This is a genomic window from Geodermatophilus sp. SYSU D00684 (assembly GCF_054050455.1).
In genome coordinates this window covers 38,102-62,563 of sequence record NZ_JBJGZI010000007.1, presented here as the reverse complement: position 1 = coordinate 62,563, position 24,462 = coordinate 38,102, and the positions used below count along the sequence as shown (strand labels likewise).

The following is a 24,462-nucleotide window of genomic DNA, read 5'->3' as shown; positions in this document are numbered from 1 at the left end:
AACTCATCGGACGTACGGGGCGGTGGTCCGGCCAGGGGAGGGGAGCGGCGAGAGCGGGGCAGATCACGCCGCCGCGGCCTGCGCGGCACCCCCGGGGTCGCCGATCCTGGCGGTATGACGACGTCGCTCCCCGTCGCCGGCGCGGGCCTCCCGGTCACCGTCTCCTTCACCCGCCGGGCCGATCCGGCGCACACCCGGGAGATGACGGCGTGGATCCGGGCCGGGATGACGATGGCCGAGACCTTCCCGGGCTTCCTCGGCGCCGGGTGGGTGCGCCCGCGCGGCGGCTCGGACGAGTGGCACATGCTCTGCCGCTTCGCCGACCAGGAGGCGCTCGACGCCTGGGAGGCCTCGGCGGAGCGCGCCTGGTGGCTGCGCTCGGCGGAGGGGCTGGCCGAGGTGACCCGCACCGAGCGCCGCACCGGCATCGAGGGCTGGTTCGACCAGCCGGTCAGCACCGAGGTCGCCGCCCCGGCCGGGCCGCCGGCGCCGCCGCGGTGGAAGCAGGCGACGACGATCTGGCTGGTCTTCTACCCGCTCAACCTGCTGGCCACGGTCACCCTCGGGGCGCTGCTGGCCGACCTGCCCGTGGCGCTGCGGGTGCTGGTCGTGACGCTGGTGCTCACCCCGGTGATGACCTACCTGCTGCTGCCGTGGATCACCCGCCGGCTCGAGTGGTGGCTGCACGGCCGGTCCTGGCGCGACCGCCGGCGCTGACCGGCCGGGGTCCGCGCCGCCCCGTGGTTGCCCGTTATCCCCAACCTACCGGACCACCGGCGGCTGGGCACGACAGGACGGCGAAAAGCCGACGACGCCGGGAGGGGCTCCTGCCACGCTGGTCGGGTGGACGTCCCGGCGCTGCTGCTCGCGCTGCCCGCCTTCCTGGGCGCGGTGCTGCTGATCGCCGCGACCCCGGGGCCGGCCGTCGCGCTCATCGTGCGCCGGGCGGCCCTGCGGGGGGCCGCCGCCGCGGTGCCGACGGTGCTGGGGCTCGAGGCCGGGCTGTTCGTCTGGGCGCTGCTGGCCGGCGCGGGCGTCGCGGCCGCGGTCGCGGCGTCGGAGGCCGGCTTCCTCGTCCTGCGGGCCGTCGGGGCGGCGGTGCTGCTGTGGCTGGGCGGCCGGGCGCTGTGGCGGGCGCTGCGCGGCGGCCCCGGGCCCGACACCGCGGCGGGGCCGGTGCGCCGGCGGTGGCGCGGCGCGTTCGCCGAGGGGCTGCTCGTGCAGCTGGCCAACCCGAAGCTGGCCGTCTTCATGATCGCCTTCTATCCGCAGTTCGTCCCGGCCGGCAGCTCCCCGCTGCCGACCGCGGCGCTGCTGGGGCTGCTGCAGGTGACCGTCGAGACGGCGCTGTACCTCGGGCTGGCGGCCGGCGTCGGCCGGGCCGGCAGCTGGTTCCGCCGCCCCCGGGTGCGTCGCGGCCTCGACGCGACCTCCGGCGCGGTACTCGTGGGCCTGGGTGTGCGGGTGGCGGCGGCCTCCCGCTGAGAGCCCGACGAGCCGGGAACGCGGACGGGCCGGGGAGCGTGCGCCCCCCGGCCCGTCGTGCGGCAGTGCTCAGGCGTCCGTGCGCTGCAGCGCCGCCAGCTCCCGGGCCACCATCTCCTCGTGCGCCTGCTCGTCCTGGCGCGCCCGGCGCGGGCTCCACCGGCCGGCCATCACGAAGACGAACGGCAGGAACAGCACCTGCCCGGCGACGCACACCCACCACCAGCGCTGCCACTGGTGCGGGTTCTCCTCGGCGGCGGTGGCGACCTCGTCGCCGTGGGCCGCGAGGTAGGCCAGGTCGTCGGCCGGGATCGCGGTGTTGGCGTCGGTGAGCACCGTCGCGTAGCGCTGCACGAGCGCGAGGTCGGCCTGCACCGCCGGGTCGCCGAGGCTGACCAGCAGCTGCGTGGCGGTGCCGGCGTCGACGCCGAGGGCCTGCGCGATCTGCCCGACGGCGGCGGCGCCGGCCGCGGCGTCGGCCGGGTCCTCCTGCAGCGCGGCCAGCGTGGCCGGGTCGACCGCCTGGGCGGCGGCCAGCTGCGGCGCCCGGTTCCGCACCGCCTCGGAGACCGCGGCGGCCTCGTCGGCGTCGGCGCCCTGCTGGGTGGCCACGGCGCCGAGGGCGGTGGCCAGCGCGTCGACGTCGGTGGGGTCCGCGGCCAGCGCCTCGGACGCCTCCGGCGGGACGGCCGACAGGACGGCGACCTCCTGCGGGTGCGCCTCGACGATCTCGGCGACCCGCGACCCCTGGTCGACCAGCACCGAGGTGGCCGGCACGACGAGGGTGAAGACCGCCAGCGACGCGGTCACCACGATCCGCAGCAGCCAGCCCCAGATGGCCAGGCCGGTCGCCGTCGCGGCGGGGTTGTGCCGCTCGACGGTCTCGGTGAAGGAGGCCATCCAGGCGACGTAGGCCATGCCGCCGCCGGCCGCCGACAGGATGAAGTAGACCGCGATCGTGTAGTAGCCGGTCTCCGGCTTCGTCGCCGACAGGGCGAAGAGCACCGAGCCCACCAGGCCGACGAGCGTCCCCACGACCATGAACGGCTTGCGCACCCGGAACCGGTCGGTGAGCACGCCGGTGACCACCAGGGCGATCGCGTTGGTCACCCAGTACCAGTTGGCCAGCGCGTTGGCGCGCTGCTCGGAGTAGCCGAACACGGTGGCGAAGTAGACGACCGCGAAGCCGACCAGGATGTAGTAGAGCAGCAGGAAGATGCTGATCGCGAAGGCCGACCCGACGACGTCGAAGCGCAGCATCTGCCGCCAGTGGCCCCTCAGCGCCTGCTCGGTGTCCAGGCCGCGGGCCCGGGCCTCGATGAGCGCGCGGTCGCGCATGCTGACCATGAGCTGGTCGCGCAGGGCGGGGGAGAGCTCGCGCAGCCCGACCAGCGCGACGAGGAAGACGACCAGGCCGGCGACGCCGCAGACGTAGAACTGGAAGCGCCAGTCGGGGTGGTCGTCGAGGGTGTTGCTGGACACCGTGGTGACCACGAGGCTGCCCAGCACCGGGCCGAGGGTCCAGAAGCCCATGGCGACCCCGCGGCCGACCTGCGGCGAGAAGTCGCGGATCAGTGCCGGGGTGGCCACCAGCACGACGCCCTCGACGAAGCTCAGCACCGCGAACAGCACGGTGAAGGTCGTCTTGCCCGGCGCGTGCGGGAGCCCGACCAGCAGGATCAGGCCCGTGATGAGCAGGCCGCCGACGACGAGGTTGGCGCGGCCCCAGCGGTCGGCGAGGCCGGCGAACAGCGAGGCGAACGCGCCGACCAGGTTGCCGATGACGGAGACGAACACGTAGCCGGTGAACGAGTAGCCGAGCTCGGCGATGATCTGCGTCGCGACGGCGCCGCCGACGTAGAGCTCGTAGTACAGGACCACCGTGGCCAGCACGGTGATCCCCAGGTACAGCGACCGGGGACCGGTGTCGGGGTAGCGGTCGAGCTTGCGGTCCCACAACCGGCGCAGGCCCCCGCCCCCGGAGGGTGTGGGTGTCTGGCTCGGTCGGAGGTCGGTAGCGGTCACGTGCGGTCCCTTCCCGGCGCAGCGCCGAGCACGGGGAGGAGACGGCCCCGGACGGGCCGCCGGTGTGGCGCGGAGCACACCGGCGCGGAACGTAACGGCGGGCTGTTGCAGGCGTCAACGGAACCGTCGGGTGTCGTCACCGGACCGTGACCCGCAGCCGTTGACCCGTTATCCCCAGCAGGCGATCGGAAACAGAAGGCGTCACGAGCAGACAACGACAGGGGGAGGGGGGAGCGGCCGTGCGGGTGCCGGGGAGTGCCCCCGCGACGGCTGTGGCCGCGGGCCGCCGCCACGTGCGAGCCGGGCGGGCATCGAGCGGGCGGCCGACACACCGTCGGGGGATCGCAGCCCCGCCGCCGTGGCCGGGTGAGACTGTCCGCCGCCGGTTGCCAGGTCGGGCAGGACACCGGCGCCGCCTGGCAGGCGTCCCGGCCGACCATGACGGGCCGGCTCGACGCGGGATCAGGGACCCCACTGCTCGAGCGCCACCTCGATCCGTTATCCCCAACGAGTGGGCAACTTCAGCCGCTCGAACGCACAAGACACCAGTTACCGCGCGGGGTGCCCCTCGGCCGTGGAGCACCCTGGCCTCCCGCTCCGACGGGGGAGGGCGGTGCGGCCCCCGGGGACCGCACCGGTGTCCGGGAGCCGGCCGGGGGAGCGGGTTCAGTGCCCGCGGCCCGTCCGGCCGGCCACGCGCAGACCCTCGCCGAGGAGGACGAAGGCGGCCACCGCGACGACGAGCACGAGGCTCGGCGCGACGAGGGCGTGCGGCGCCCGGGACGCCGCCTCGCCGCCCTGCTGCAGCAGGATGCCCCAGGACTCGGTGGGCCGCTGCAGCCCGACCCCGGCGAAGGTCAGCACCGCCTCGGCGGAGATCAGCACGCCCGCGTAGGCGCTGGCGAACACCAGCAGCGGGCGGACGGCGTTGGGCAGCACGTGCCGGAGGACCAGCCGCAGCGACCCGGTGCCCAGGGCGCGCGCCGCGGTGACGTACTCGAGCACCAGGACCTGCCGGGTGCCGGCCCGCATGACGCGCACCATCGGCGGCCAGCTGAACACCGTCAGCACGGCGACGACCTGCCACAGCCCGCGGCGGTCGGTCGCGCTGAGCAGGACCACGCCGCCGAGCACGAGCGGGATGCCCGACCACACGTCGGTGAGTCGCGAGACGACGCCGTCGACCCAGCCCCCGGCCGCGCCGGCCAGCGTCCCCAGGACGACGGCGAGCAGGCCGCTGAGCACGATGACGGCGAGGGCGAGCAGCAGCGACGTCCGCGCGCCGTACATCGTCTTGGCGAGCAGGTCGCAGCCGAACAGGTCGAAGCCGAAGGGATGGTCCCAGGACGGCGCCGCCAGGGAGTCGGCCAGGTCGCAGGAGCGGGGGTCGGCGTCGGTGAAGGCGCCGGGCGCCAGTGCCGTCGCGGTGAGCAGCCCCAGCACGGCGACGGCGAGGACCAGCGGTGCGTTCCAGCGCCCCGCCGCCGGCCGGACCTCCTGGGGGTCGGGGGACGGGGACGGCACCGGCGGAGTCTGACCGAGCGGGGACCGCGCCGTCGACCGGGCTGATCACCGTCCTGCCACGATGTCGCCCGTGGTCGCGTTCGTCGCCCGCCGGTCCGGGCAGATGCTGCTCAGCCTGTGGGCGGCGGTGACCCTGGTGTTCGTCGCCGTGACGCAACTCCCCGGGGACCCGGTGCGGGCGCTGTTCGGCTTTCAGCCGCCACCCCCGGCGCTCTACGCCCGCATCCGCAGCGAGTACCGCCTCGACGAGCCCCTGCCGGTCCAGTACGGCCTCTACCTGCGCGACCTGCTGACCGGCGACTGGGGGCGCGGGCTGCCCTCCCTCCGGGGCGACGCCGTGGTGCCCGGGCCGGCCGTGCTCGACGTCGTCGCCGCCACCGCGCCGGTGAGCGCGGCGCTGCTCGCCGGCGCGGTGGTCGTGCAGTTCGTGGTCGGCGTGGTCGCCGGGGCGCTGGCCACGAGCGGCCGGTGGAGAGGCACGGGCGTCTACGCGGTGGCCACGGTGCTGGTGGGCACGCCGGTCGTCGTCGCGGCCTACCTGCTGCGCTTCGTCTTCGTCTCCGAGCTCGGCTGGGCGCCGTTCAACGGGCACACGGGGGAGCCGGCGGCCTACGTCCTGCCCGTGCTCGCCCTGGCGGCGCTGTCGACCGGCTATGTCGCGCTGATCACCCGCGCCGAGGTCGGGGACACCCTGCGGGCGCCGTTCGTCCAGGCCGCGCGCGGCCGCGGGCTGTCGCCGTCCCGGGTGGTCGGCGTGCACGCGCTGCGGCCGGCGCTGACGCCGGTGGTGATGTTCGTGGCGGCGAACCTGGGCCAGCTGGTCGTGGGGCTGATCGTGGTCGAGGGCGTGTTCGGCATGCCCGGCGTCGGGGCGGCGATCCTAAGCGCGATCGAGGCACACGACCGGGCGCTGCTGGTCGGGCTCACCACGGTCGTCATCGGTGCGGTGATCGTGGCGAACGCGGTCGCCGACGTCGTCGCGGCGGCGGTCGACCCGCGGGTCCGCCTGAGTCCGGCGACCTGATCAGGTGCCCGGGGAGCGGGTCCGCTCCACCTTAGTTGACATAATGTGCATTATCGGCGGGAGCTCCTGGAGCCCGGGAGGGGTTGTCGGGACGCCCGGAGGCCGCCATGAGCCGGGTGTCCGGTCCGCCCGTCGGTGACCGGTTGTCAACGGGCTGCTCGTGTCGTCGTGCTCGTGTCGTCGTGCTCGTGTCGTCGTGCTCGTGTCGTCGTGCTCGTGTCGTCGTGCTCGTGTCGTCGGCGCACGCGACGTCGTGCCGGCTGTGCCCACGCGTTTCCACCGGTTCCTCGATCCGGACCTTGCGCACGACTCCGCGACACCCGTCGCCGCCCGGCCACGTGTCGACCACCCGTCGGCCGATCACCCGTGGGACCCGGTCCGGCCGCGTCCGTCGATGTCCCCGGTGATCGTCCGGGTCCTGGTCGACGGCCGATCCGGACCCCGCTCGGACCGGGGTCCCCTCCCGCCCCACCCGGCGACACCACCGTCATTCCGTCACAGTGACGTTATGCCGGTGGTGTCGGCGGCTTCGACGGGCGCCCGGCGCGGTGCCTGCTTAGGGTCGAGGACATGGAACTCCGCCGCCCGATCGCCGCCCTCATGACCGCGCTGGCGCTGTTCGGAGGCGGCGCGACGCTCACCGGCTGCAACGCGGCCGGTGACACCCAGAACGACGGCACCACCGACGACAGCGAGAACACCGGCGGCAACGACCCGGCCGACGAGTCGCAGGACAACCTGCCGGACAACAGCAACCCGGACCAGGAAGCGCCCGAGGACCAGGACGACGACACCCAGGACCCGGACTGACCCGCCGCTGACGGACCGGCCCGCGACGCGGGATCAGCCGGCGGCGCGCTCGGAGACCCAGAGCTTGTCGAGCCGGCCCGTGGAGTGCACCAGGTCGGCCAGCGACCGCTGGAGCTCGGCCTTGGTGTGCCGCTCGCCGAGCAGCGTCTGGACGTCCTCGAGCGCGCAGCGCAGCTGGAACAGCCGGTCCTGCAGCCCGTCGAGCTCGGCGCGGCGCACCAGGACGACGTCGTCGGAGAGGCCGGCCTTGGCGACCGCCGTGCGCTGCTCGTACGCGCGCTGCCGGCAGGCCTGGCCGCAGTACATCCGCGGGCGGCCGACCGAGCCCGCCTGCGGCAGCACCCGCCGGCACCAGCCGCAGCGCCGTTCGGTGCCGCTCCCCTGCCGTCCCGTCGTCGTGTCCGCCTTCCCTGCCGTCCCGTCGGTCCCGACCACGCGGTCGGCGTGCTGCTTGCCCACGCCGGGCACGCTAGACGGCGCCACCGACAGTCCCGGCGGACACGCCCGACCCGCCGGGAGAAGGGGCTGGTGAGCGCGTCGGAGCCGCCGGTTAGCGTGTCGCCCGTGCCTGCTGCCCGGTTCGCCTTCCTCGACGCGCCGGCGCCGGTGGCGATGGCGCACCGCGGCGGGGCGATCGAGCACCTGGAGAACTCCATGCCGGCCTTCGAGGCCTGCGTGAAGATGGGTTACCGGTACATCGAGACCGACGTCCGGGTGACCGCCGACGGCGTCGTCGTCGTCTTCCACGACCCGGCGCTGGACCGGGTCACCGACCGCACCGGCCGGATCGAGCAGCTGCCGTGGGCCGAGGTCGCGGCCGCCCGCATCGGCGGCCGGGAGCCGATCCTGCGGCTGGAGGACCTGCTCGGCGCCTGGCCCGACGTCCGGTTCAACCTCGACATCAAGGCCGCCGGGGTGCTCGCGCCGCTGGTGCGGGTGCTGCGCCGGATGGACGTCCTGGACCGGGTCTGCCTCGCCTCGTTCTCCGACGCCCGCGTCGCCGCCGCCCGGCGGCTGCTCGGCCCCACGGTGTGCACGTCGCTGGGCCCGCGGGGCGTGGCGGCGCTGCGGCTGTCGTCCTACTCCCCCCGCGCGGCCGGGCTGGTGCGCATGCAGGCCGGCTGCGCCCAGGTGCCGCTGCAGCTCGGCGGCCGGGCGCTGGTCGACGAGCGGTTCCTCGCCGCCGCGCACGCCCGCGGCCTGCAGGTCCACGTGTGGACGGTGGACACCGCGGAGGAGGCGAGGACGATGCTCGACCTCGGCGTGGACGGCATCATGACCGACCGCCCGGCCATGCTGAAGGAGATCCTCGAGGCGCGCGGCCAGTGGGTGGGCCGGTGACCGGACCGCTCGAGCGGCTGACCACGGCCCTGCGGGAGTGGCGGCCGGCCCCGCCGCCGCTGCCCGACCACCTCGAGGCGGTGCTGCACGACGGCGACCCCGAGTGGTTCGCCCGCGAGCTGGCCATCGCCGCCGCGCCGCCGTGGGACGTGTGGCTGCTCCTGCTGCGCCGGTTCTCCTGGCTGGTCGACCTGTTCGGCCGGGTGGAGGTCACCGGGTGCATCCCCGAGGAGCTGCGCCGCGGGCCGCTGCTGCTGGCGGCCAACCACGTCGGCGACTTCGACCCGTTCGTGATCGCGGTCGCGCTGCACCGGCTGGGCGTGGTGCCGCGGATCATGGCCACCGGCGGGATCATCTCCGCGCCGGTGGTGGGGCCGCTGCTCGAGCGGGCCGGCGGCATCCGGGTGGAGCGCGGCACCGAGGTCGCCCGGCACGCGGTGCGGGTCACCGAGGTGGCGCTGGTGCACGGCGGGCACGTCGTCGCCTATCCCGAGGGGCGGGTCGGGCTGGCGCCCGACGGGTGGCCCGAGCGCGGCCGCACCGGGATGGCCCGGCTGGCGCTCGGCGTCGGGGTGCCGGTGATCCCGGTCAGCCAGTGGGGCGCGCAGGAGGTGCTGCAGTACGGCAACGACTGGGGGAAGCTGCGCACCTTGGCCCGCTCGCTGGTGCAGCGGCCGGTGCTGCGGGTGCACGTCGGCCCGCCGGTGTACCTGGAGGACCTGCGCCTGGGCCGGGTGGGCGACGCCAACCGGGCGCGGATGCGGATCGCCGCGGCGATCACCCGCGGGCTGGTGCCGCTGCGCGCGGCCGGCCGGCCGCTGCACCCGGACCCCACCCGCCCGACCAACGGCGCCGCGGCGTTCCCCGGCGGCGTCGTCCCCCCGGACATCCCGTGACGAGGCATCCCGTGACCGCCCGGTGCTGGAACGGGTCGCGCCGGGCTGGCACCCTGCGCCCGTGACCGCCCCCCACGTCGACGCCGCGCAGCCCGTCGACCGCGCCCTGCGCCGCGAGCGCTTCGGCTGGTACTCCTACGACTGGGCGATGTCGGTGTTCAACACCAGCGTCACCACGGTCTTCCTGGGCCCGTACCTGACCACCGTCGCCGAGGACGCCGCCGGCGCCGACGGCCGGCTGCCCTTCCTCGGCCTGTCCATCCCGCCGGGCAGCTGGTTCTCCTACGTGCTGTCGTTCTCGGTGGTCCTGCAGGTCGTGGTGCTGCCGCTCACCGGCGCCGTCGCCGACCGCACCGGGCGCAAGCGGCAGCTGCTCGGCGGGCTGGCGCTGCTCGGGGCGCTGGCCGCGACCTGCCTGTTCTTCGTCGCCGACGGCCGCTACCTGCTGGGCGCGGCGCTGTTCGTCGTCGCCAACGTGGCGTTCGGCGCGGCGACGGTCGTCTACTACTCGTGGCTGCCCGACCTCGCCGGCCCCGACGAGCGCGACGCGGTGTCCAGCCGCGGGTGGGCGTTCGGGTACGTCGGCGGGGCGCTGCTGCTGGCCGTGCACCTGGGGCTGTTCCTCGGCGCGGAGTCCCTGGGGCTGACCACCGGCGAGGCGGTGCGCATCTGCCTGGCGACGTCGGGGCTGTGGTGGGGGCTGTTCACCCTGGTCACCGTCTCGCTGCTGCGCGACCGGCCGCCGGTGGCCGGGCACGGCGGCGCCACCAGCGGCTTCCGGCAGCTGGCCGCCACGCTGCGCGGGATGCGGGCGTTCCCGCTCACGCTGTGGTTCCTCGGCGCGTACCTGCTGTTCAACGACGGCGTGCAGACGGTCATCTCGCTGTCGGCGACCTACGCCAGCGAGGAGCTGGGGCTGTCCCAGTCGGTGCTCACCGGCGCGATCCTCATGGTCCAGGTGGTCGCGGTGTTCGGGGCGCTGGGCCTGGGCCGGGTGGCCGCCCGCTACGGCGCCAAGCGGACCGTGCTGGGCTGCCTGGTCGCCTGGACGGCGGTGCTGGTGGCGGCGTACTGGCTGCAGGAGGGCGCGGTCGCGCAGTTCTACGCGCTGGCCGCGGTGATCGGGCTGGTGCAGGGCGGCACGCAGGCGCTGTCCCGGTCGCTGTTCAGCCACCTCATCCCGGCCGGCCGGGAGGCGGAGTACTACAGCTTCTACGAGATCAGCGACCGCGGGACCAGCTGGCTGGGGCCGCTGGCGTTCGGCCTGACCTACCAGCTCACCGGCTCCTACCGGTACGCGATCATCAGCCTGGTGGTGTTCTTCGTCGCCGGGTTCCTGCTGCTGCTGCGGCTGCCGATGCGCCGGGCCGTGCAGGCCGCGGGCAACACCCCGCCGGAGCGGCTGTGAGCGACCCGTCCGCCCCGCTGGTGGCGGTCCCGGCGGCCGGGGACCGGCGGCGCGCCCCCGCCCCGGCGCACCTGCGGTTCTTCCACGGGCCGATGGACTGCGGGAAGTCCACGCTGGCGCTGCAGGTCGACCACAACCAGAGCCGGCAGGGCCGCTCGGGGCTGCTGCTCACCCAGGGCGACCGGTCGGCGCAGCCGCGGATCAGCTCCCGGGTGGGGCTGTGCCGCGACGCCGTCGAGGTGGACCCGGGCACCGACCTGCTGCTCCTGGTGCGCAGCCACTGGGCCGACGGGCGGCGGGTGGACTACCTGATCGTCGACGAGGCGCAGTTCCTCACCCCCGGGCAGGTGGACCAGCTCGCCGAGCTCGTCGACGCCTCGCACGTCGACGTCTACGCCTTCGGGCTGACCACCGACTTCCGCGCCCGGCTGTTCCCGGGCACCCAGCGGCTGCTGGAGGTCGCCGACGACGTGCAGCGGATCCAGGTCGAGGTGCTGTGCTGGTGCGGGCTGCCCGGGTTGCTCAACGCCCGGGTCGTCGACGGGCAGATGGTCCGCGAGGGCGCCACCGTCGTCGTCGCCGACACCGCGCCCACCCCGGCACCCGATCCCGATCCCGAGCCCGGCCCGGAGGTGCACTACCAGGTGCTGTGCCGGCGGCACCACGTGCTCGGCCAGCTGGGCCCGACCGCGGCGGGCCCCGGGCAGCTCGCCCTGCCCTGAGCCGGCCGGTCTCCCCCGGCCGAGGGGGCCGCGCACGGCCCAATACCACCCCATGCGATGATGGGGAACCGACTCAGCGGAATCTCTCCGCGAAATCCGCCGTTGGTCTCTTTCGACACCCTCCCGCAGTGGGTACCCCCTGCCGCGACGAGGAGTCCTGACCGACACCACCAGCACGAGAGGACGGTGTGCCATGGGCGAGCGTTCCCTGCGGGGCAGCCGACTGGGCAGCGTGAGCTACGAGACCGAGCGGAACACCGCGCCGATCGAGCGGCAGTACGTCGAGTACAGGTGCACCTCGGGTCACCAGTTCACCGTTCCCTTCGCGGACGACGCCGAGGTGCCCGACACCTGGGAGTGCAAGTTCGACGGCTCCTCGGCCAAGCTGGTCGGCGGCTCCGAGCCGGCGCCCAAGAAGGTCAAGCCGCCGCGGACGCACTGGGACATGCTGCTCGAGCGCCGCTCCGTGGAGGACCTCGAGGAGGTCCTCGCCGAGCGCCTCGAGGTGCTGCGCGGCCGGCGGACCCGCGCCAGCTGAGGCAGGACCCGCCTCCCACCGCTCGCGGACTCGCGGCGGACCCCGGGAGGCGGGCCGTTCCGGTCACGTCTGCGGCCCCGGTGGGACTCCCCACCGGGGCCGTTGCGCGTCCGGGGACCGATGAGTTCCCGCCCCTCCCCCGGTCTGCCCCGCAGGACCCGACCGGAGGAGGACCCGTGGCGCACCTGATCGCCGGCATGACCATGTCCCTGGACGGCTACACCGCCGACCCCGACGGGGACTTCGGCATGCTCTACGCCGACCTCGGCACCCCGGCCGGCGAGCGGTACCTGGCGGCGTCCCAGGCCGAGACCGGCGCGGTGCTCATGGGCCGGCGCACCTACGACGGCGCGCCCGATCCCGACTCCTACGCCGACGACTACGAGTACCAGGTGCCGATCGTCGTCCTGACCACGCACCCGCCGGCGACCCCGCCGCGGCGCAACGACCGGCTGTGGGTCACCTTCTGCGGCGACCTCCGCGAGGCGGTGGACACCGCCCGCGAGCTCGCCGGCGACAAGGCGGTCACCGTCGTCGGCGGCGCGGACCTCAACCGCCAGCTGCTCGACGCCGGCCTGTGCGACGAGCTGCGCGTCGACGTCGTGCCGGTGCTGCTCGGCGGCGGCCTGCGCGCCCTCGACGGCGTCGCCCCCGGCCGGCTCGAGGTGATCGACGTCGAGCGGGTGGGCGAGCGCACCTGCCTGCGCTTCCGGCCCCGCCGCCGGGACTAGCGGGGCACCCGCCGCCCGGGGACGTCGGCCCCGGCGACCGGGTCCTGGGTGACCGGGCCCTCGACCACCTCGCCCTCGATGACCCGCACCCCGCCGCCGGGCCGGGCGTGCACCGGGCCGGGCACCCGGGTGCTGCGCACCCGCACCGGCGCGGACAGGCCTAGCCGCGCGGCCAGCCCGCGGCCCACCACGGCGCGCACCAGCGGCCGGGTGGGCGGCAGCAGGCACAGCAGGCCGACGACGTCGCCGAGGAAGCCCGGCAGCACCATCAGCGCGCCGCCCACGGCGACCAGCCCGGCGTCGGTGGCCGCGGTGCCCGGCGCGCGGTGCTCCCGGGCGCGGGCGCGCAGCTCGTCCAGCGCCCGGGTCCCCTGCCGGGCCAGCAGTCCCCAGCCCAGGACGGTGGTGGCCAGCGCGGCCAGCAGCGTCCAGCCCACGCCGATCCACGCGGCGACCAGCGCGAAGACGACGACCTCGGCGAGGGCCCACAGCCCCGCCAGCACCCGTACCCGGTGTCCCACGGCACTCCCCGGCCCGGCCCGCGGGCGGCCCGGGTCCGCCTACCGGACCTCGCTGGACCGCCCGCGGTCGCGGACCCGTCCCGGCACGGGCGGTGGGACCCGGCCCGGCAGGCGGTCGGCCAGCCGGTCCTGCAGGCCCCAGAGGGTGACCCGTGCCAACGCCTCTCCAACGATCGAGGGCGTCATCTTGCTCCTGCCGAACTCGCGTTCGCTGAAGGTGATCGGCACCTCCACCACCCGGGCGCCCTCCCGCCAGGCGCGCCAGGCCCAGTCGACCTGGAAGCAGTAGCCCTGGCTGGCCACCTCGTCGAAGGGCAGCCGGTCCACCAGCTCCCCGCGGACGGCGCGGAACCCGCCGGTGGCGTCGGCCAGCGGCAGCCGCAGCGCGCGGCGGGTGTAGACGTTGCCCAGCCGGGACAGCAGCAGCCGCCGGCGCGGCCAGTCCTCGACGCGGCCACCGGGCACGTAGCGCGAGCCCAGCGCGAGGTCGGCGGCGTCGAGGGCGGCCAGCAGCAGCGGCAGCTGCTCGGGGTGGTGGGAGCCGTCGGCGTCCATCTCCACCAGGACGTCGTAGCCGCGCTCCCGGCCCCAGCGGAAGCCGGCGACGTAGGCCGGGCCCAGGCCCGCCTTCTCGGCGCGCCGCAGCACGTGCACCCGGTCGTCCCGCGCGGCGAGCTTCTCGGCCAGCTCGCCGGTGCCGTCGGGCGAGCCGTCGTCGACGACCAGGGCGTGCGCGGTGGGGACGGCGGCGTGCAGCCGGTCGAGGATCGGCTCGAGGTTCTCCACCTCGTCGTAGGTGGGGACGACGACGAGGACCCGCGCCGCGCTCACCGGGCGGCCCGGCGGGCCCGCTGCCGGCGGCGCAGCGCCGGGGCGGCGACCGCGAGCACCGCGCCGGCGCCCAGGGCCGCCAGTCCCCACTCGGGGGCCGCGCCCAGGCGCTCGGCGACGGTGGTGGAGTCGCGCTGGGCGACGTCCTCGACGAACACCGCGGCGGTGAACAGCTCCGAGCGGCGGGCCAGCGACCCGTCGGGCGCCACGACGGCGGAGATGCCGCTGGTGGCCGCGACGACGACGGTGCGGCCGAACTCGACCGCGCGCAGCCGGCTGGCGGCCAGCTGCTGCTCGCTCTCGTCGGTGTAGCCGAAGGTGGCGTTGTTGGTCTGCACGACGAGCATCCCGGCGCCGGCCTCCACGGTGTCGGCGACGAGGGAGTCGTAGACCACCTCGAAGCAGATGACGTCGCCCACCGGCGCGCCGCCGACGTCGAGCACCCCGACCTCGGTGCCGTGGGTGAAGTCGCGGCGGACCAGGTCCACCTTGTCGCTGAAGAAGCGGAAGAACGCCCGCGCCGGCACGTACTCGGCCAGCGGGACGGGGTGCCGCTTGACGTAGGTGTCGCCGGGCCCGGTCTCGGGGTCCCACACGATGCCGGTGTTGCTCAGGTACCGGCCCGGCCCCTCGACCACCGCGCCGACCAGGATCGGCGCGCCGATCGTCTCGGCGGCGCGGCTGATCTGCCGGGCGGCGTCGGCGTTGCGGTAGGGGTCGATGTCGGAGCTGTTCTCCGGCCAGACGACCAGGTCCGGCTGCGCCCGGTCCCCGGCCGCGACGGCGGCGGCCAGCTGCACCGTCTGCTGCACGTGGTTGTCCAGCACCGCCCGGCGGCGGGCGTTGAACTCCAGCCCGGCCTCGGGGACGTCGCCCTGGATGACGGCGACGGTCCGGGTGGGACCGCCGTCGGTGAGCGAGGGGCCGGGCAGCGGCGTCCAGGCCAGCGCGCCGAGCAGCGGGACGGCGAGGACGGCGGCGACCAGCGCGGCCGCGGTGCGCAGCGCCGGCCCGCGGGCCGCACCCTCGCCGGCCGCGCGCCAGGCCCGGGCCAGCGCGAGCAGCGCCGCGGCCAGCAGGGTGCCGGTGAGCGCGACGGCGAAGGACACCAGCGGCACCCCGCCGTAGGCGGCGAGGGAGAGGAACGCGCCGTCGGTCTGGCTCAGCCCCAGCCGGCCCCAGGGGAAGCCGCCGAGCGGCAGCCGGCCGCGCAGCGCCTCGTCGGCCACCCACAGCGCCGCGGTCCACAGCGGCCACAGCCGCAGGCCGGACACCGCCGCGCCGGCCGCGCCGAGCAGCGCGAGGAACAGCGCCTGGGAGACCGCCAGCGCCAGCCAGGGGAACGCGCCGACGAAGGTGCCGGTCCACGACAGCAGCGGCACGAAGAACGCCAGGCCGCACACCAGGCCCAGCCACGCGCCGGACCGGGGCCGCTGCCCGCGCACGGCCAGCGCCAGCGCCGCGGGGCCGAGCACCGCCAGCGGGGGCAGCGACCAGCCGGGGAAGGCCAGCAGCATCGCCAGGCCGCCGGCGGCGGCGAGCGCGGTGCGCCACGGCAGGCGGCGGGCCCGGCGCCGGCCGGCTCCCGCGGGCGCGCCGGAGCCGGTGTCCCGCTCCTGCGTCACGGCTGCTGGCGGCACCCACGACCTCCCCGCGACGTCCTGCCGCGGGCAGCGCCCGGGCGTCCGGCTGCACGCCGCCCGCGAGTGGACGGCGCGCGGACCACGGTCGTGGTCCACCCACGAGCATCCCACCCCGCGCCCCGTCCCCCGGGACGCGACCTGCGCGGGGTCGCCCGTCCGTGCCGTCCCCGCACCCGGTGGTTACAGCGACGGCAGCGGCCGCCCTGCCACCAGCAGCCGCCGGCAGGCCGGCCGCTCCCGCCGGTCGAGCACCCCGGACAGGCCGGCGTCGGTGGCCCACAGCGCGAGGTCGGCGGGCGCGCCGGGCGCCAGCGGCCCGGCGGCGGTCTCGGCGCGGACGGCGTGCCAGCCGCCGTGGGTGGCCGCGTCGAAGGCGTCGAAGGGGCGCAGCCCGGCGCCGGCGGTGCGGTGGTCGACGGCCGCGTGCACGCCGCCCCAGGGGTCCATCGGCGTCACCGGGGCGTCGCTGCCCAGCGCCAGGGGGACCCCGGCGTCGGCGAGGTCGGCGAACGGATTGCACCCGGCGGCCCGCCCGGCGCCCAGCCGCTCGGCGTACATGCCCGCCGGGCCGCCCCAGGCGGCGTCGAAGGCGGGCTGGACGCTGGCCACCATCCCCCACGCCCGCATCCGCTCGACCGCCTCCGGGCCCGCCATCTCCACGTGCTCCAGTCGGTGCCGGCAGGCCCGCACGGCCGGCAGCCCGAGCTCGGCCACCACCGTCCCGACCGCGTCCAGCACCTGGTCGACGGCGGCGTCGCCGATGCAGTGGAAGCCGGCCTGGATCCCGGCGGCGGTGCAGGCGCGCACGTGGTCGACCAGGGAGGCGGTGGCGAACCGCAGCGCCCCGGCGGTGCCCGGCCGGTCGGCGTAGGGGGCGTGCAGCGCGGCGGTGTGCGAGCCGAACGCGCCGTCGCAGAACAGGTCGCCGCCGGCGCCGGCCAGGCCCAGCTCGCGCACCAGGTCCAGCCCGCCGCGCTCGGCCAGCTCCCCCCAGTAGCCGGTCACCCGCGGCCCCGGCCGCTGCCGGGCCAGGTCCAGCAGCGCGCGCAGGTCCGCGGCGCTGGACACCTCCGGCCCGGCCATCTCGTGCAGGCTGCCGATGCCCAGCCGCGCCGCCTCGGCGAGCGTCGCGGCCTGCGCGGCGGCCCGCTGCGGCGCCGTCACCGCCCCGTAGGCGGCCTGCCGGGCGGCGTGGTGGGCGTCCAGCCGCAGCTGCCCATCGGGTGAGAAGCCGGGCAGGTCGCGGACGCCGGGTACGAGGTCGAGCAGCGCGGTGGAGACCGTCGCCGAGTGCACGTCGACGCGGGCCAGGTAGGCCGGCCGGTCCCCGACGACGGCGTCGAGGTCGGCGCGGGTGAGCCCCCGCCCCTCGGGCCAGCCGGTCTCGTCCCAGCCGGTGCCCAGCAGGATGCCCGGCGGCGCGCCGCGCACCGCCTCGGCGACCGCGGCCACCACCGCGGCGAGGCTCGACCTCGAGTGGAGGTCGAGACCGGTGAGCGCCAGACCGGTCGCGGTGGCGTGCACGTGCGCGTCCACGAACGCCGGGGTGAGCAGCGCACCCTCCCCGGCCAGCACCCGGCCGGCCCGCGGCGCGTCGGCGGCCGCGCCGGTCCAGGCGATCCGCCCGTCGACGACGTGCACGGCGCGGCCGGGACGGTCGCCGACGGTCACGTCGGTGAGCAGCAGGTCGGTCGGGGACGTCACGGCCCCTGAGCATGACGGCGCGCCCGGGGCGCAACGGCGCCGGGTCCGCGGGTAGCGCGGGACGCGCCGGGTAGGCAGTCGCGATGACGGTGCCCGACGGGGAGCTGCTCACCGAGCGGCTGCGGCTGCGCCCGTGGACCACCGGCCGTGCCGACCTGGCCCGGCTCACCGACATCTACCGGCGCGAGGAGGTCACCCGCTGGCTGGGCGGCCCGCCGTCGGTGGGCCCGGTGGAGCTGGTGGCCCGGTGGGCGGAGATCCGGCGCGCGGACCCGGTGCACGGCTGCTGGGCGGTGGAGGTGCGCGGGCCGGAGCCGGTGGTGGCCGGCACGGTGCTGCTCAAGCCGCTGCCCGACGGCGTCGGGGAGGTCGAGGTGGGCTGGCACCTGCACCCGGACTGCTGGGGCCACGGCTACGCCACCGAGGCCGCGCGGGCGGTGGTCGACCACGCCTTCGGCGCGGGGGTGCCGGAGGTCTACGCCGTCGTGCGGCCCGGCAACGCCGCCTCGCTGGCGGTGTGCCGGCGCCTGGGCATGGAGCCGCTGGGCCGGCTGCGCCGCTGGTACGACGTCGAGCTGGAGGCGTTCCGGCTGATGGCGCCGGTGGTGGTGGAGTAGCGGGCCCTCAGCCGCGGCGCCGGAGGCGGCGGGCCAGCCGCGCGCGGCGCGAGGTCCGCGCCTTCACCCGCTGCCCGGCGGCGTCCTGCGCGTCGCGGGCCATGGCCTCCTCCAGGGTGGGCGCGGTCCCGCCCAGGTGCGCCGGCACCCACCACAGGTCCTCGGGGCCCGCGGGCTGCTGCGGATAGGTGCGCTGCGCCTCGTCGAGCAGCGCCTCCATCGCCGCGCGGGTGCGGGCCAGCAGCTCGGCGGGCTGCTCGCCGGGCAGGGGGACGACCGGCTCGCCGAGCAGCACGGTCACCGCGCGGCCGCGGGTGAGGTCCACGGGGTGCTTCTTGGTGGCCACCCGGTGCCCGCCCCACACCGCGGCCGGGACGATCGGCACCCCGGCGTCGAGGGCCATCCGGGCGGCGCCGGCCTTGAGGTCCTTGACGGTGAAGCTCTGGCTGATCGTCGCCTCGGGGAAGACGCCGACGACCTCGCCGTCCTTGAGCGCCCGCACCGCGGCGTCGAACGCGGCCGCGCCGGCCTTGCGGTCGACCGGGATGTGCCGCATGGCCCGCATGAACGGCCCGGCGAACCAGTGCGCGAACACCGAGGCCTTGGCCATGAACCGGACCAGCCGGTGCCGCGGCAGCGCGGCCAGGCCGAGGAAGGTGAAGTCCAGGAAGCTGACGTGGTTGCTGCAGACCACCGCGCCGCCCGACGTCGGCACGTGCTCGGAGCCGCGCACGTCGAACTGCAGCCGCAGCAGCCGGAAGACCACCAGCGCCAGCCGCACGACGAACCGGTAGGGACGGTCCCGCCGGTCGGGGGACGGTCCGAACAGATCGCGCCGCACGACGTCGTGCCAGCTCGCGGTGTACATGGCGGGACGATATCCGCCCTCCCTGGACGGTCAGCCGCCGGTGGTGAGCTGCACCGCCGCGCGGACGACGGCGGTCAGGTCCCCCGTGTCGGCGTGCACGCGGCGCTGCAGGTCCGCGCCGGTGCCGCGCTCCAGCACCGCCGCCACGCCGTCGGCGACCCGCTGCCGGTCGCCGGCGGCGTCCAGCGCCGGGCCGACGTGCTCCAGCAGCGCCGCGACCACCGCGGCGGCCGGCGCCGGCGCCCCGGTGCGCGGGTGCACCAGGTCGCCGGTGGTGCCCGAGCGTCCGGCCCGCCAGGCGGCCACCCGCAGCAGCTCGGTGCGCACCCGCGGCGCGGGGACGCCCGCGCGCCACTCGCGGGCGGCGGTGTCCACCAGCGCGCGCACCAACCCGGCGTGGGTCACCGCGTCCTCGACCCGCAGCGCGACGTCGGCGCAGCGCACCTCGACCGTGGGCCAGGTCCGCGACAGCCGGGCGTCGAAGTAGACCATCCCGGCGTCGACGATCGTGCGGGTCGCGACCAGCTCGGCGACCACCCGGTGGTAGGTCGCCGGGTTCCCGAACGGCTCGGTGGGGCCCGCCGAGGGCCAGCGGTTCCACGCCTGGGACCGGAAGCTGGCGTACCCGGAGTCGGCGCCCAGCCAGAACGGCGAGTTGGCGGTCAGCGCGGTGAGCACCGGCAGCCACACCCGGATCCGGTCGAGGACGGCCACGCCCTCCTCGTCGCCGTCCACCGACACGTGCACGTGGCAGCCGCAGGTGAGCTGGTCGCGGGCGATGAGGCCGAAGGTGTCGGTCATCTCCGCGTAGCGCTCGCCGGGCGTCGTCTCCGGCGCGACGCCGACCGGTGAGGTCGCCAGCGCCGCCACCCGCGTCCCGACCGCCCGGGCGGCGGCGTCGGCGCGCCCGCGCCAGTACCGCAGCTCCCGCTCCACCCCGGCCAGCCCGGTGCACACCCGGGTGCCCAGCTCCACCTGCTCCCGCTTGAGCTCGGGCACCAGGTGCCCCGGGGAGCCCTCGTCGTCCGCCCGCGCCGCGCTCTCGTGCTGCTCCGGGGTCTCCCCCTCCCCGCGGCGGGCGGCCACCGCCAGCGCCTCGGGACCGCGCGGCACCGGCGTCCCCGCGGGGTCGACGACCAGCAGCTCCTCCTCGACACCCACCGTGCGCACCGGCACATCCTGGGGGCGGGGCGACGCCGCCGCAGGGCGGGCACCGGGCACCCGGTTCGGGCACGGTCCCCGCATGACCGAAGCCAGGGTCTCCGGCGGCGCGGGCCAGGGGCGGGCGGATCGGTGAGCCTCACCGCCTATCTGGACAAGGGCGCCTCCCTCGGCCCGGACGCGCCGTGCCTGACCGGCCCGGACGGGTCGCTGAGCTACGGGGAGGTGCAGCGGTTCAGCCGGCGGGTCGCCGGGGCGCTGGCCCGCTCCGGCGTGCGACCCGGTGACCCCGTGGCGGTCCTGTCGGCCAACGACCCCACCGCGTTCGCCGCCGTCTTCGGCATCGCCCGCGCCGGCGCGGTGTGGTGCCCGGTCAACCCCCGCAACGAGGCCGCGGAGAACCGCGAGCTGCTCGACCTGTTCGGCTGCACCGCGCTGCTCTACCAGCGCTCCTTCGCGCCGCTGGTGGCCGCGATCCGCGACCGCCTGCCGCGGCTGACCACCCTGGTCTGCCTCGACGGCGACGGCGACGGCGGCGGCGACCCGGCGCTGGCCGGCTGGCTGGCCGGGGCGCCGGAGGCCGGCGACGCCGAGCCGCCCGGCGGGCTGGTGATGCTGGTCGGCACCGGCGGCACCACCGGCCGGCCCAAGGGCGTGCGCCTGACCGACCGCAACCTCGAGACCATGACGGCGCTGACGCTGATGAGCTGTCCGTTCACCGGCCGGCCCACCTACCTGGCGCTCCCGCCGCTCACCCACGCCGCCGGGGTGCTGTGCTTCCCGGTGATGGCCCTCGGCGGCGAGGTCGTCGTCATGCCGGCGCCGGACCTGGGGCAGTTCCTCGCCCTCGCCCAGCGGCACCGGGTCACCCACGCCTTCCTGCCGCCGACGCTGGTCTACCCGCTGCTGGCCCACCCCCACCTCGACGGCACGGACCTCTCCGCCCTGCAGCGCCTCTGGTACGGCGCCGCGCCCACGTCCTCCGACCGCCTCGAGGAGGCGATCCGGCGGATCGGCCCCGTCCTCGGGCAGCTGTACGGCCGGTCCGAGGCGCCGATGATGATCTCGACGATGGCGCCGGCCGAGCACCTGCACCCCGACGGCTCCCCCGCCCGGGAGCGGTTCGCCTCCGCCGGCCGGCCCACCCCGCTCACCACCGTGGCGGTCATGGCCGACGACGGGCGGCTGCTGCCCGCCGGCGAGCGCGGCGAGGTCGTCGTCCGGGGCTCGCTGGTCATGGACGGCTACCACCGGGACCCGCGGGCCACCGCCGAGGCGAGCCGGTTCGGCTGGCACCACACCGGCGACGTCGGCTACCTCGACGCCGACGGCTGGCTGTACCTCGTCGACCGCGCCAAGGACATGATCATCAGCGGCGGCTTCAACGTATACTCGGCCGAGGTCGAGCAGGCGGTCCTGGCCCACCCGGCGGTGCAGGACTGCGCGGTGGTCGGCGTGCCCGACGAGAAGTGGGGCGAGCGGGTGGTCGCCGTCGTCCAGCCGCGGGCCGGGGAGGCGCTGGACCCCGCCGCCGTCCGCGCGTTCGTCCGCGCCCGCATCGGCGGCGTCAAGGCACCCCAGGACGTCCTGGTCTGGGCCGACCTGCCGCGTTCCAAGGTGGGCAAGGCGCTCAAGGGCGACGTGCGGGCGCACCTGCTGACCGCCGGGGACGCCTGAGGGCCCCGCGCCCGCCCCGGCCGGTCCGTGACGGAACAGCGTCCCTCCCGGGCGCCCAGCCGGGGGAGCGCTCCCCCCGGTGGGCGCCCGGCCCGCCGAGCCGTCGCGGCCTGTCCCGAGCGGCGCTCCCCGGCGGCGACCCCTCGACGGGCTCGACCGACCCTGGAGCTCCCCTCCCGGCATTGCTGAGGGTTCGGGGTCTTCCTGGAAAGATGTATAGTTAGTTGGGGATAACGGGTATGGTGGAGGCATGGCGAAGGGCTGGCAGGGGCCGCTCCCGGAGATGCCGTCACCGCCCGCGGCGCAGGCCTGGGCCCGGCTGGAGCCCCCGGAGGGCTACGCGGTGCAGTGGCGCCGGCTGATCGACGCCGCCCTCGAGCTGGGCCTCGGACCCGACGAGCTGGCCGAGGGCGGGATGGACGACGTCGCGGCGGCCCGCGGCTGGAAGCCCGCCACCGTCACCCTGTACAGCAAGGTGGCCCGGTACGGCGGGGTCCCCCTGCCGGTGCCCCCCACGCCGGAGCCCGATCCGCGGACGCTGGACCTGCGGCCGCTCACCGAGGTGCGCAGCGAGCAGCCCGAGCACCTGCGCACGGTCGTGTGGTGCGCGATCGCGCTGCGCTGGCCGGCCCCGGTGGGCACCTTCCGCGATCTGCGCCGCGACCAGGTGCGCGCCACCGCCCGCCGCCTGGTGGTCAGCACCGACGACGGCGCGTGGTCGGTCCCCGGGGCGCTGACCGCGTGGCACGCCTGGGAGGCGGTGCGCGACCGCTTCCCCGCGCTGGCCGACAGCCCGTGGGTGCTGCCCGCGCTGCGCCGCGGCCCGGGCTTCGCCTCCCACGTGGGCGGCCGGCTGTCCAGCCAGGCGCTGCAGGTGACGTTCGCCAAGCACGCCGTGCGCACCGCGCTGTACCTGCGCGCCACCACGACCGGCGCGCGCCGCCAGCGGGCCGAGGCGCTGGCCGCCGTCTACGAGACGCTGTCCTACGACTCCTACCGCCGGCTGGCCCTGGCCGCCGGCGCCGAGCCGGTGGCCGCCCGGGGCGCGGTCCGGGCCGAGCGGGCCGCCCGCGCCAACAAGGCCGCGGCTCCACCCCCCGCCTGACCGCCCCTCCACCGAACGCCGCGACGGCCCGGGCGGAGGCCCGGGCCGTCGACGTGGAGGGGTACCGCGGGGCTCGTCAGGCCCGCGAGTAGGTCATGCAGGTGGCGGTGTCGTGGTCGAAGCCCACCCGGATGCCCTCGGCGCGGCACTCGAGGGCGTCGTTGTGCACGCAGTCGGTCCGCTGGCACGCACCCACCAGCGCCTCGGCCCGGGGCAGGCCGCCGCGGACGGTGAGCGGGATGAAGGTGCCGCAGTCGGCACTGCCGTTGTGGCTGCTCACGGTGATCGCGAAGGCGTGGCAGCCGTGCTGGTGGTCGTTGTAGGAGCAGCCGGTGACGGTGCACTCGGCGACGGGGGGCACGACGGCGGTCATCTCTGGTCCTCCGGGCTCGGACGGATCTGCTGGCCCCAGTGTGCCGCAGAATGGCGTCGGGTTCGACCCCGGAATGCATTCCGCGTGTCGTTTCCCGACCATTCTCTCAGGTCAGCCTGGCCTGAGAACCCGCACGTCAGCGGCGCGCGGTGAGGAGAGGCTGCCCTTCCCCGCGGCCATGTCGTTGCGGCACCCAATGGTCAGGGGAGGCTTGCCTGGCCATTTCTAGATCAGCGCCAGCTGGCCCGGCACGGCGTCGTCCCGGGACCGCCGCGCCCGGGACGCCCGGCCCCGCGGGGCGGCGGGGTCACGGGCCGGGGGCAGGCTGCCCGCGGGGAAGGCGGCCTCGGCGTCCCCGGGGACGCCGGAGGGCGCCTCCGCGCCCCGGACCGCGCCGCCGGACCGGCCGTCGAGGCCGTGCCGGCGCAGCAGCGGCGCGACCCGTCCGGCCAGCCAGGCCCGGTACTCGGGCGGCACGTACGCCCCGCCGCGGTAGAGCTGCCGGTAGCGCCCCACCAGGGAGGGGTGCTCGCGCGCCAGCCAGGCGGAGAACCACTCGCGGGCCCCGGGGCGCAGGTGCAGCGGCACCACGGTCACCCCGGTGGCGCCGGCGGCGGCGATCGCCCCGAGGGCGGCGTCGAGGTCGGCGAGGCGGTCGGTGAGCCCCGGCAGCACCGGGGCGAGGAACACCCCGCACGGCAGCCCGGCGTCGGTGACCGCCCGCACCAGGTCCAGCCGGGCCCGCGGCGAGGGGACCCCCGGCTCGAGGCTCGCGTGCAGGTCGTCGTCCCAGATGGCCATCGAGACGCCGAAGCCCACCGGGACGTCGCGGGCGGCGTCGGCCAGCAGCGGCAGGTCGCGGCGGGCCAGCGTGCCCTTGGTGAGGATCGAGAACGGCGTGCCGGAGTCGGCCAGCGCGCGGATGACGCCGGGCATCAGCCGGTACCGGCCCTCGGCCCGCTGGTAGGGGTCGGTGTTGGTGCCCAGCGCCACGTGCTCGCGCCTCCAGGACGGCCGGGCGAGCTCCCGGCGCAGCACCTCGACCAGGTTGGTCTTGACGACGATCTGCGTGTCGAAGTCGCGGCCGGCGTCCAGGTCCAGCCACTCGTGCGTCGAGCGGGCGAAGCAGTAGGTGCACGCATGGAGGCAACCCCGGTACGGGTTGATCGTGTACGAGAACGGCACCCGCGAGCCCTCCGGCACCGCGTTGAGGGCCGATCGGCACAGCACCTCGTGCATCGTCACACCCGGGAACTCGGGCACCTCCACGCTGCGCAGCAGCCCGCGCAGACTCGGCATGCCCGGCAGCAGCGTCTCGTCGTCGGCGTCGAGGCGCCGGGCGTCCCACCTCACCACCCGATGCGAACACGTGTTCGAGGAGTTGTCCAGTCGCACCGCCGTCGTCGCGGCTCCTCCCCTCCGCGGGGCCCTATCGGTGGTCGCGGCGTAATGTTGGGG

The 24,462-nt window shown here is 76.3% G+C and carries 24 protein-coding genes; 13 read left to right on the top strand and 11 right to left on the bottom strand.

The window, feature by feature from the left end:
* The first annotated feature begins 114 nt into the window (after positions 1 to 114).
* Together ACI79L_RS06570 and ACI79L_RS06565 are read left to right on the top strand one after the other, a co-directional pair.
* Positions 115 to 717: an antibiotic biosynthesis monooxygenase gene (locus ACI79L_RS06570; RefSeq protein ID WP_456935997.1), complete on the top strand. Its 603-nt coding sequence runs from the start codon at positions 115 to 117 to the stop codon at positions 715 to 717.
* Positions 718 to 843: 126 nt separating this feature from the next.
* The gene (locus ACI79L_RS06565) at positions 844 to 1,485 is read left to right on the top strand and encodes a LysE family translocator (protein ID WP_456935996.1); all 642 of its coding nucleotides are present in this window, start codon (positions 844 to 846) and stop codon (positions 1,483 to 1,485) included.
* Positions 1,486 to 1,554: 69 nt separating this feature from the next.
* On the opposite strand, the gene ACI79L_RS06560 is transcribed toward ACI79L_RS06565, so the two are convergent.
* A complete protein-coding gene (locus ACI79L_RS06560; protein ID WP_456935995.1) occupies positions 1,555 to 3,510 on the bottom strand; it encodes an MFS transporter in 1,956 nt (651 codons plus the stop codon).
* Positions 3,511 to 4,176: 666 nt separating this feature from the next.
* Positions 4,177 to 5,034 carry an ABC transporter permease gene (locus tag ACI79L_RS06555; protein WP_456935994.1) on the bottom strand — a complete coding sequence of 286 codons (858 nt, stop codon included), beginning with the start codon at positions 5,032 to 5,034 and terminating at the stop codon, positions 4,177 to 4,179.
* Between the two features lie 70 nt (positions 5,035 to 5,104).
* Between ACI79L_RS06555 and ACI79L_RS06550 the strand changes: the two genes are divergently transcribed.
* Positions 5,105 to 6,058: an ABC transporter permease gene (locus tag ACI79L_RS06550; RefSeq protein WP_456935993.1), complete on the top strand. Its 954-nt coding sequence runs from the start codon at positions 5,105 to 5,107 to the stop codon at positions 6,056 to 6,058.
* A gap of 570 nt (positions 6,059 to 6,628) precedes the next feature.
* Positions 6,629 to 6,868, top strand: coding sequence for a hypothetical protein (locus ACI79L_RS06545; protein ID WP_456935992.1), 240 nt, complete (start codon positions 6,629 to 6,631; stop codon positions 6,866 to 6,868).
* Between the two features lie 33 nt (positions 6,869 to 6,901).
* Here the strand turns inward: ACI79L_RS06545 and ACI79L_RS06540 are convergent, their stop codons facing one another.
* Positions 6,902 to 7,327: a hypothetical protein gene (locus ACI79L_RS06540; protein ID WP_456935991.1), complete on the bottom strand. Its 426-nt coding sequence runs from the start codon at positions 7,325 to 7,327 to the stop codon at positions 6,902 to 6,904.
* A 105-nt stretch (positions 7,328 to 7,432) separates the two neighbouring features.
* On the opposite strand from ACI79L_RS06540, the gene ACI79L_RS06535 reads away from it, so the two are divergent.
* The 6 genes from ACI79L_RS06535 to ACI79L_RS06510 all read left to right on the top strand — a co-directional run bounded on the left by ACI79L_RS06535 (position 7,433) and on the right by ACI79L_RS06510 (position 12,504).
* Positions 7,433 to 8,209 carry a glycerophosphodiester phosphodiesterase gene (locus ACI79L_RS06535; protein WP_456935990.1) on the top strand — a complete coding sequence of 259 codons (777 nt, stop codon included), beginning with the start codon at positions 7,433 to 7,435 and terminating at the stop codon, positions 8,207 to 8,209.
* The gene (locus ACI79L_RS06530; protein ID WP_456935989.1) at positions 8,206 to 9,105 is read left to right on the top strand and encodes a lysophospholipid acyltransferase family protein; all 900 of its coding nucleotides are present in this window, start codon (positions 8,206 to 8,208) and stop codon (positions 9,103 to 9,105) included. The genes ACI79L_RS06535 and ACI79L_RS06530 overlap by 4 nt, the downstream gene beginning before the upstream one ends.
* 61 nt (positions 9,106 to 9,166) lie before the next feature.
* On the top strand, positions 9,167 to 10,513 hold the full coding sequence (locus ACI79L_RS06525; RefSeq protein ID WP_456935988.1) for an MFS transporter: 1,347 nt from the start codon (positions 9,167 to 9,169) through the stop codon (positions 10,511 to 10,513).
* Positions 10,510 to 11,235 (top strand): thymidine kinase, encoded by a 726-nt coding sequence (locus tag ACI79L_RS06520; protein WP_456929646.1) that lies wholly within the window; start codon positions 10,510 to 10,512, stop codon positions 11,233 to 11,235. The genes ACI79L_RS06525 and ACI79L_RS06520 overlap by 4 nt, the downstream gene beginning before the upstream one ends.
* Positions 11,236 to 11,428: 193 nt before the next feature.
* Positions 11,429 to 11,773, top strand: coding sequence for an RNA polymerase-binding protein RbpA (locus tag ACI79L_RS06515; RefSeq protein ID WP_456929647.1), 345 nt, complete (start codon positions 11,429 to 11,431; stop codon positions 11,771 to 11,773).
* Positions 11,774 to 11,949: 176 nt separating this feature from the next.
* The gene (locus tag ACI79L_RS06510; protein ID WP_456935987.1) at positions 11,950 to 12,504 is read left to right on the top strand and encodes a dihydrofolate reductase family protein; all 555 of its coding nucleotides are present in this window, start codon (positions 11,950 to 11,952) and stop codon (positions 12,502 to 12,504) included.
* Here ACI79L_RS06510 and ACI79L_RS06505 read toward each other — a convergent pair.
* From ACI79L_RS06505 to ACI79L_RS06490, 4 genes are all read right to left on the bottom strand, one after another.
* On the bottom strand, positions 12,501 to 13,025 hold the full coding sequence (locus ACI79L_RS06505; RefSeq protein ID WP_456935986.1) for an FxsA family protein: 525 nt from the start codon (positions 13,023 to 13,025) through the stop codon (positions 12,501 to 12,503). The genes ACI79L_RS06510 and ACI79L_RS06505 overlap by 4 nt on opposite strands.
* Before the next feature lie 39 nt (positions 13,026 to 13,064).
* Positions 13,065 to 13,856, bottom strand: a complete 792-nt coding sequence (locus ACI79L_RS06500) for a polyprenol monophosphomannose synthase (protein WP_456935985.1) — start codon at positions 13,854 to 13,856, stop codon at positions 13,065 to 13,067.
* Positions 13,853 to 15,496 carry an apolipoprotein N-acyltransferase gene (gene lnt, locus ACI79L_RS06495; protein ID WP_456935984.1) on the bottom strand — a complete coding sequence of 548 codons (1,644 nt, stop codon included), beginning with the start codon at positions 15,494 to 15,496 and terminating at the stop codon, positions 13,853 to 13,855. The genes ACI79L_RS06500 and lnt overlap by 4 nt, the downstream gene beginning before the upstream one ends.
* Before the next feature lie 183 nt (positions 15,497 to 15,679).
* Complete coding sequence (locus ACI79L_RS06490) at positions 15,680 to 17,203, bottom strand: amidohydrolase (protein ID WP_456935983.1); 1,524 nt, start codon at positions 17,201 to 17,203, stop codon at positions 15,680 to 15,682.
* 83 nt (positions 17,204 to 17,286) lie between these two features.
* Between ACI79L_RS06490 and ACI79L_RS06485 the strand changes: the two genes are divergently transcribed.
* Positions 17,287 to 17,820 (top strand): GNAT family N-acetyltransferase, encoded by a 534-nt coding sequence (locus tag ACI79L_RS06485; RefSeq protein ID WP_456935982.1) that lies wholly within the window; start codon positions 17,287 to 17,289, stop codon positions 17,818 to 17,820.
* A gap of 7 nt (positions 17,821 to 17,827) precedes the next feature.
* Here ACI79L_RS06485 and ACI79L_RS06480 read toward each other — a convergent pair whose 3' ends face one another.
* Together ACI79L_RS06480 and ACI79L_RS06475 are read right to left on the bottom strand one after the other, a co-directional pair.
* The gene (locus ACI79L_RS06480) at positions 17,828 to 18,688 is read right to left on the bottom strand and encodes a lysophospholipid acyltransferase family protein (RefSeq protein ID WP_456935981.1); all 861 of its coding nucleotides are present in this window, start codon (positions 18,686 to 18,688) and stop codon (positions 17,828 to 17,830) included.
* 30 nt (positions 18,689 to 18,718) lie between these two features.
* A complete protein-coding gene (locus ACI79L_RS06475) occupies positions 18,719 to 19,858 on the bottom strand; it encodes a carboxylate-amine ligase (RefSeq protein WP_456935980.1) in 1,140 nt (379 codons plus the stop codon).
* 123 nt (positions 19,859 to 19,981) lie between these two features.
* Here ACI79L_RS06475 and ACI79L_RS06470 point away from each other — a divergent pair, with 123 nt between their 5' ends.
* Both ACI79L_RS06470 and ACI79L_RS06465 read left to right on the top strand, forming a co-directional pair.
* On the top strand, positions 19,982 to 21,526 hold the full coding sequence (locus ACI79L_RS06470; protein WP_456935979.1) for an AMP-binding protein: 1,545 nt from the start codon (positions 19,982 to 19,984) through the stop codon (positions 21,524 to 21,526).
* A 250-nt stretch (positions 21,527 to 21,776) separates the two neighbouring features.
* On the top strand, positions 21,777 to 22,631 hold the full coding sequence (locus tag ACI79L_RS06465; RefSeq protein WP_456935978.1) for a hypothetical protein: 855 nt from the start codon (positions 21,777 to 21,779) through the stop codon (positions 22,629 to 22,631).
* 76 nt (positions 22,632 to 22,707) lie between these two features.
* Here the strand turns inward: ACI79L_RS06465 and ACI79L_RS06460 are convergent, their stop codons facing one another.
* A complete protein-coding gene (locus ACI79L_RS06460; protein WP_456935977.1) occupies positions 22,708 to 23,004 on the bottom strand; it encodes a DUF1540 domain-containing protein in 297 nt (98 codons plus the stop codon).
* Positions 23,005 to 23,229: 225 nt separating this feature from the next.
* Positions 23,230 to 24,357 (bottom strand): Rv2578c family radical SAM protein, encoded by a 1,128-nt coding sequence (locus tag ACI79L_RS06455; protein ID WP_456935976.1) that lies wholly within the window; start codon positions 24,355 to 24,357, stop codon positions 23,230 to 23,232.
* Positions 24,358 to 24,462: the final 105 nt, after the last annotated feature.

Excerpts from the sequence above, each read along its gene's own strand:
- ACI79L_RS06570 (WP_456935997.1), top strand. The coding sequence starts at position 115 with ATGACGACGTCGCTCCCCGTCGCCGGCGCGGGCCTCCCGGTCACCGTC.
- ACI79L_RS06545 (WP_456935992.1), top strand. The coding sequence starts at position 6,629 with ATGGAACTCCGCCGCCCGATCGCCGCCCTCATGACCGCGCTGGCGCTG.
- ACI79L_RS06515 (WP_456929647.1), top strand. The coding sequence starts at position 11,429 with ATGGGCGAGCGTTCCCTGCGGGGCAGCCGACTGGGCAGCGTGAGCTAC.
- ACI79L_RS06485 (WP_456935982.1), top strand. The coding sequence starts at position 17,287 with ATGACGGTGCCCGACGGGGAGCTGCTCACCGAGCGGCTGCGGCTGCGC.
- ACI79L_RS06480 (WP_456935981.1), bottom strand. The coding sequence starts at position 18,688 with ATGTACACCGCGAGCTGGCACGACGTCGTGCGGCGCGATCTGTTCGGA.
- ACI79L_RS06465 (WP_456935978.1), top strand. The coding sequence starts at position 21,777 with ATGGCGAAGGGCTGGCAGGGGCCGCTCCCGGAGATGCCGTCACCGCCC.
- ACI79L_RS06460 (WP_456935977.1), bottom strand. The coding sequence starts at position 23,004 with ATGACCGCCGTCGTGCCCCCCGTCGCCGAGTGCACCGTCACCGGCTGC.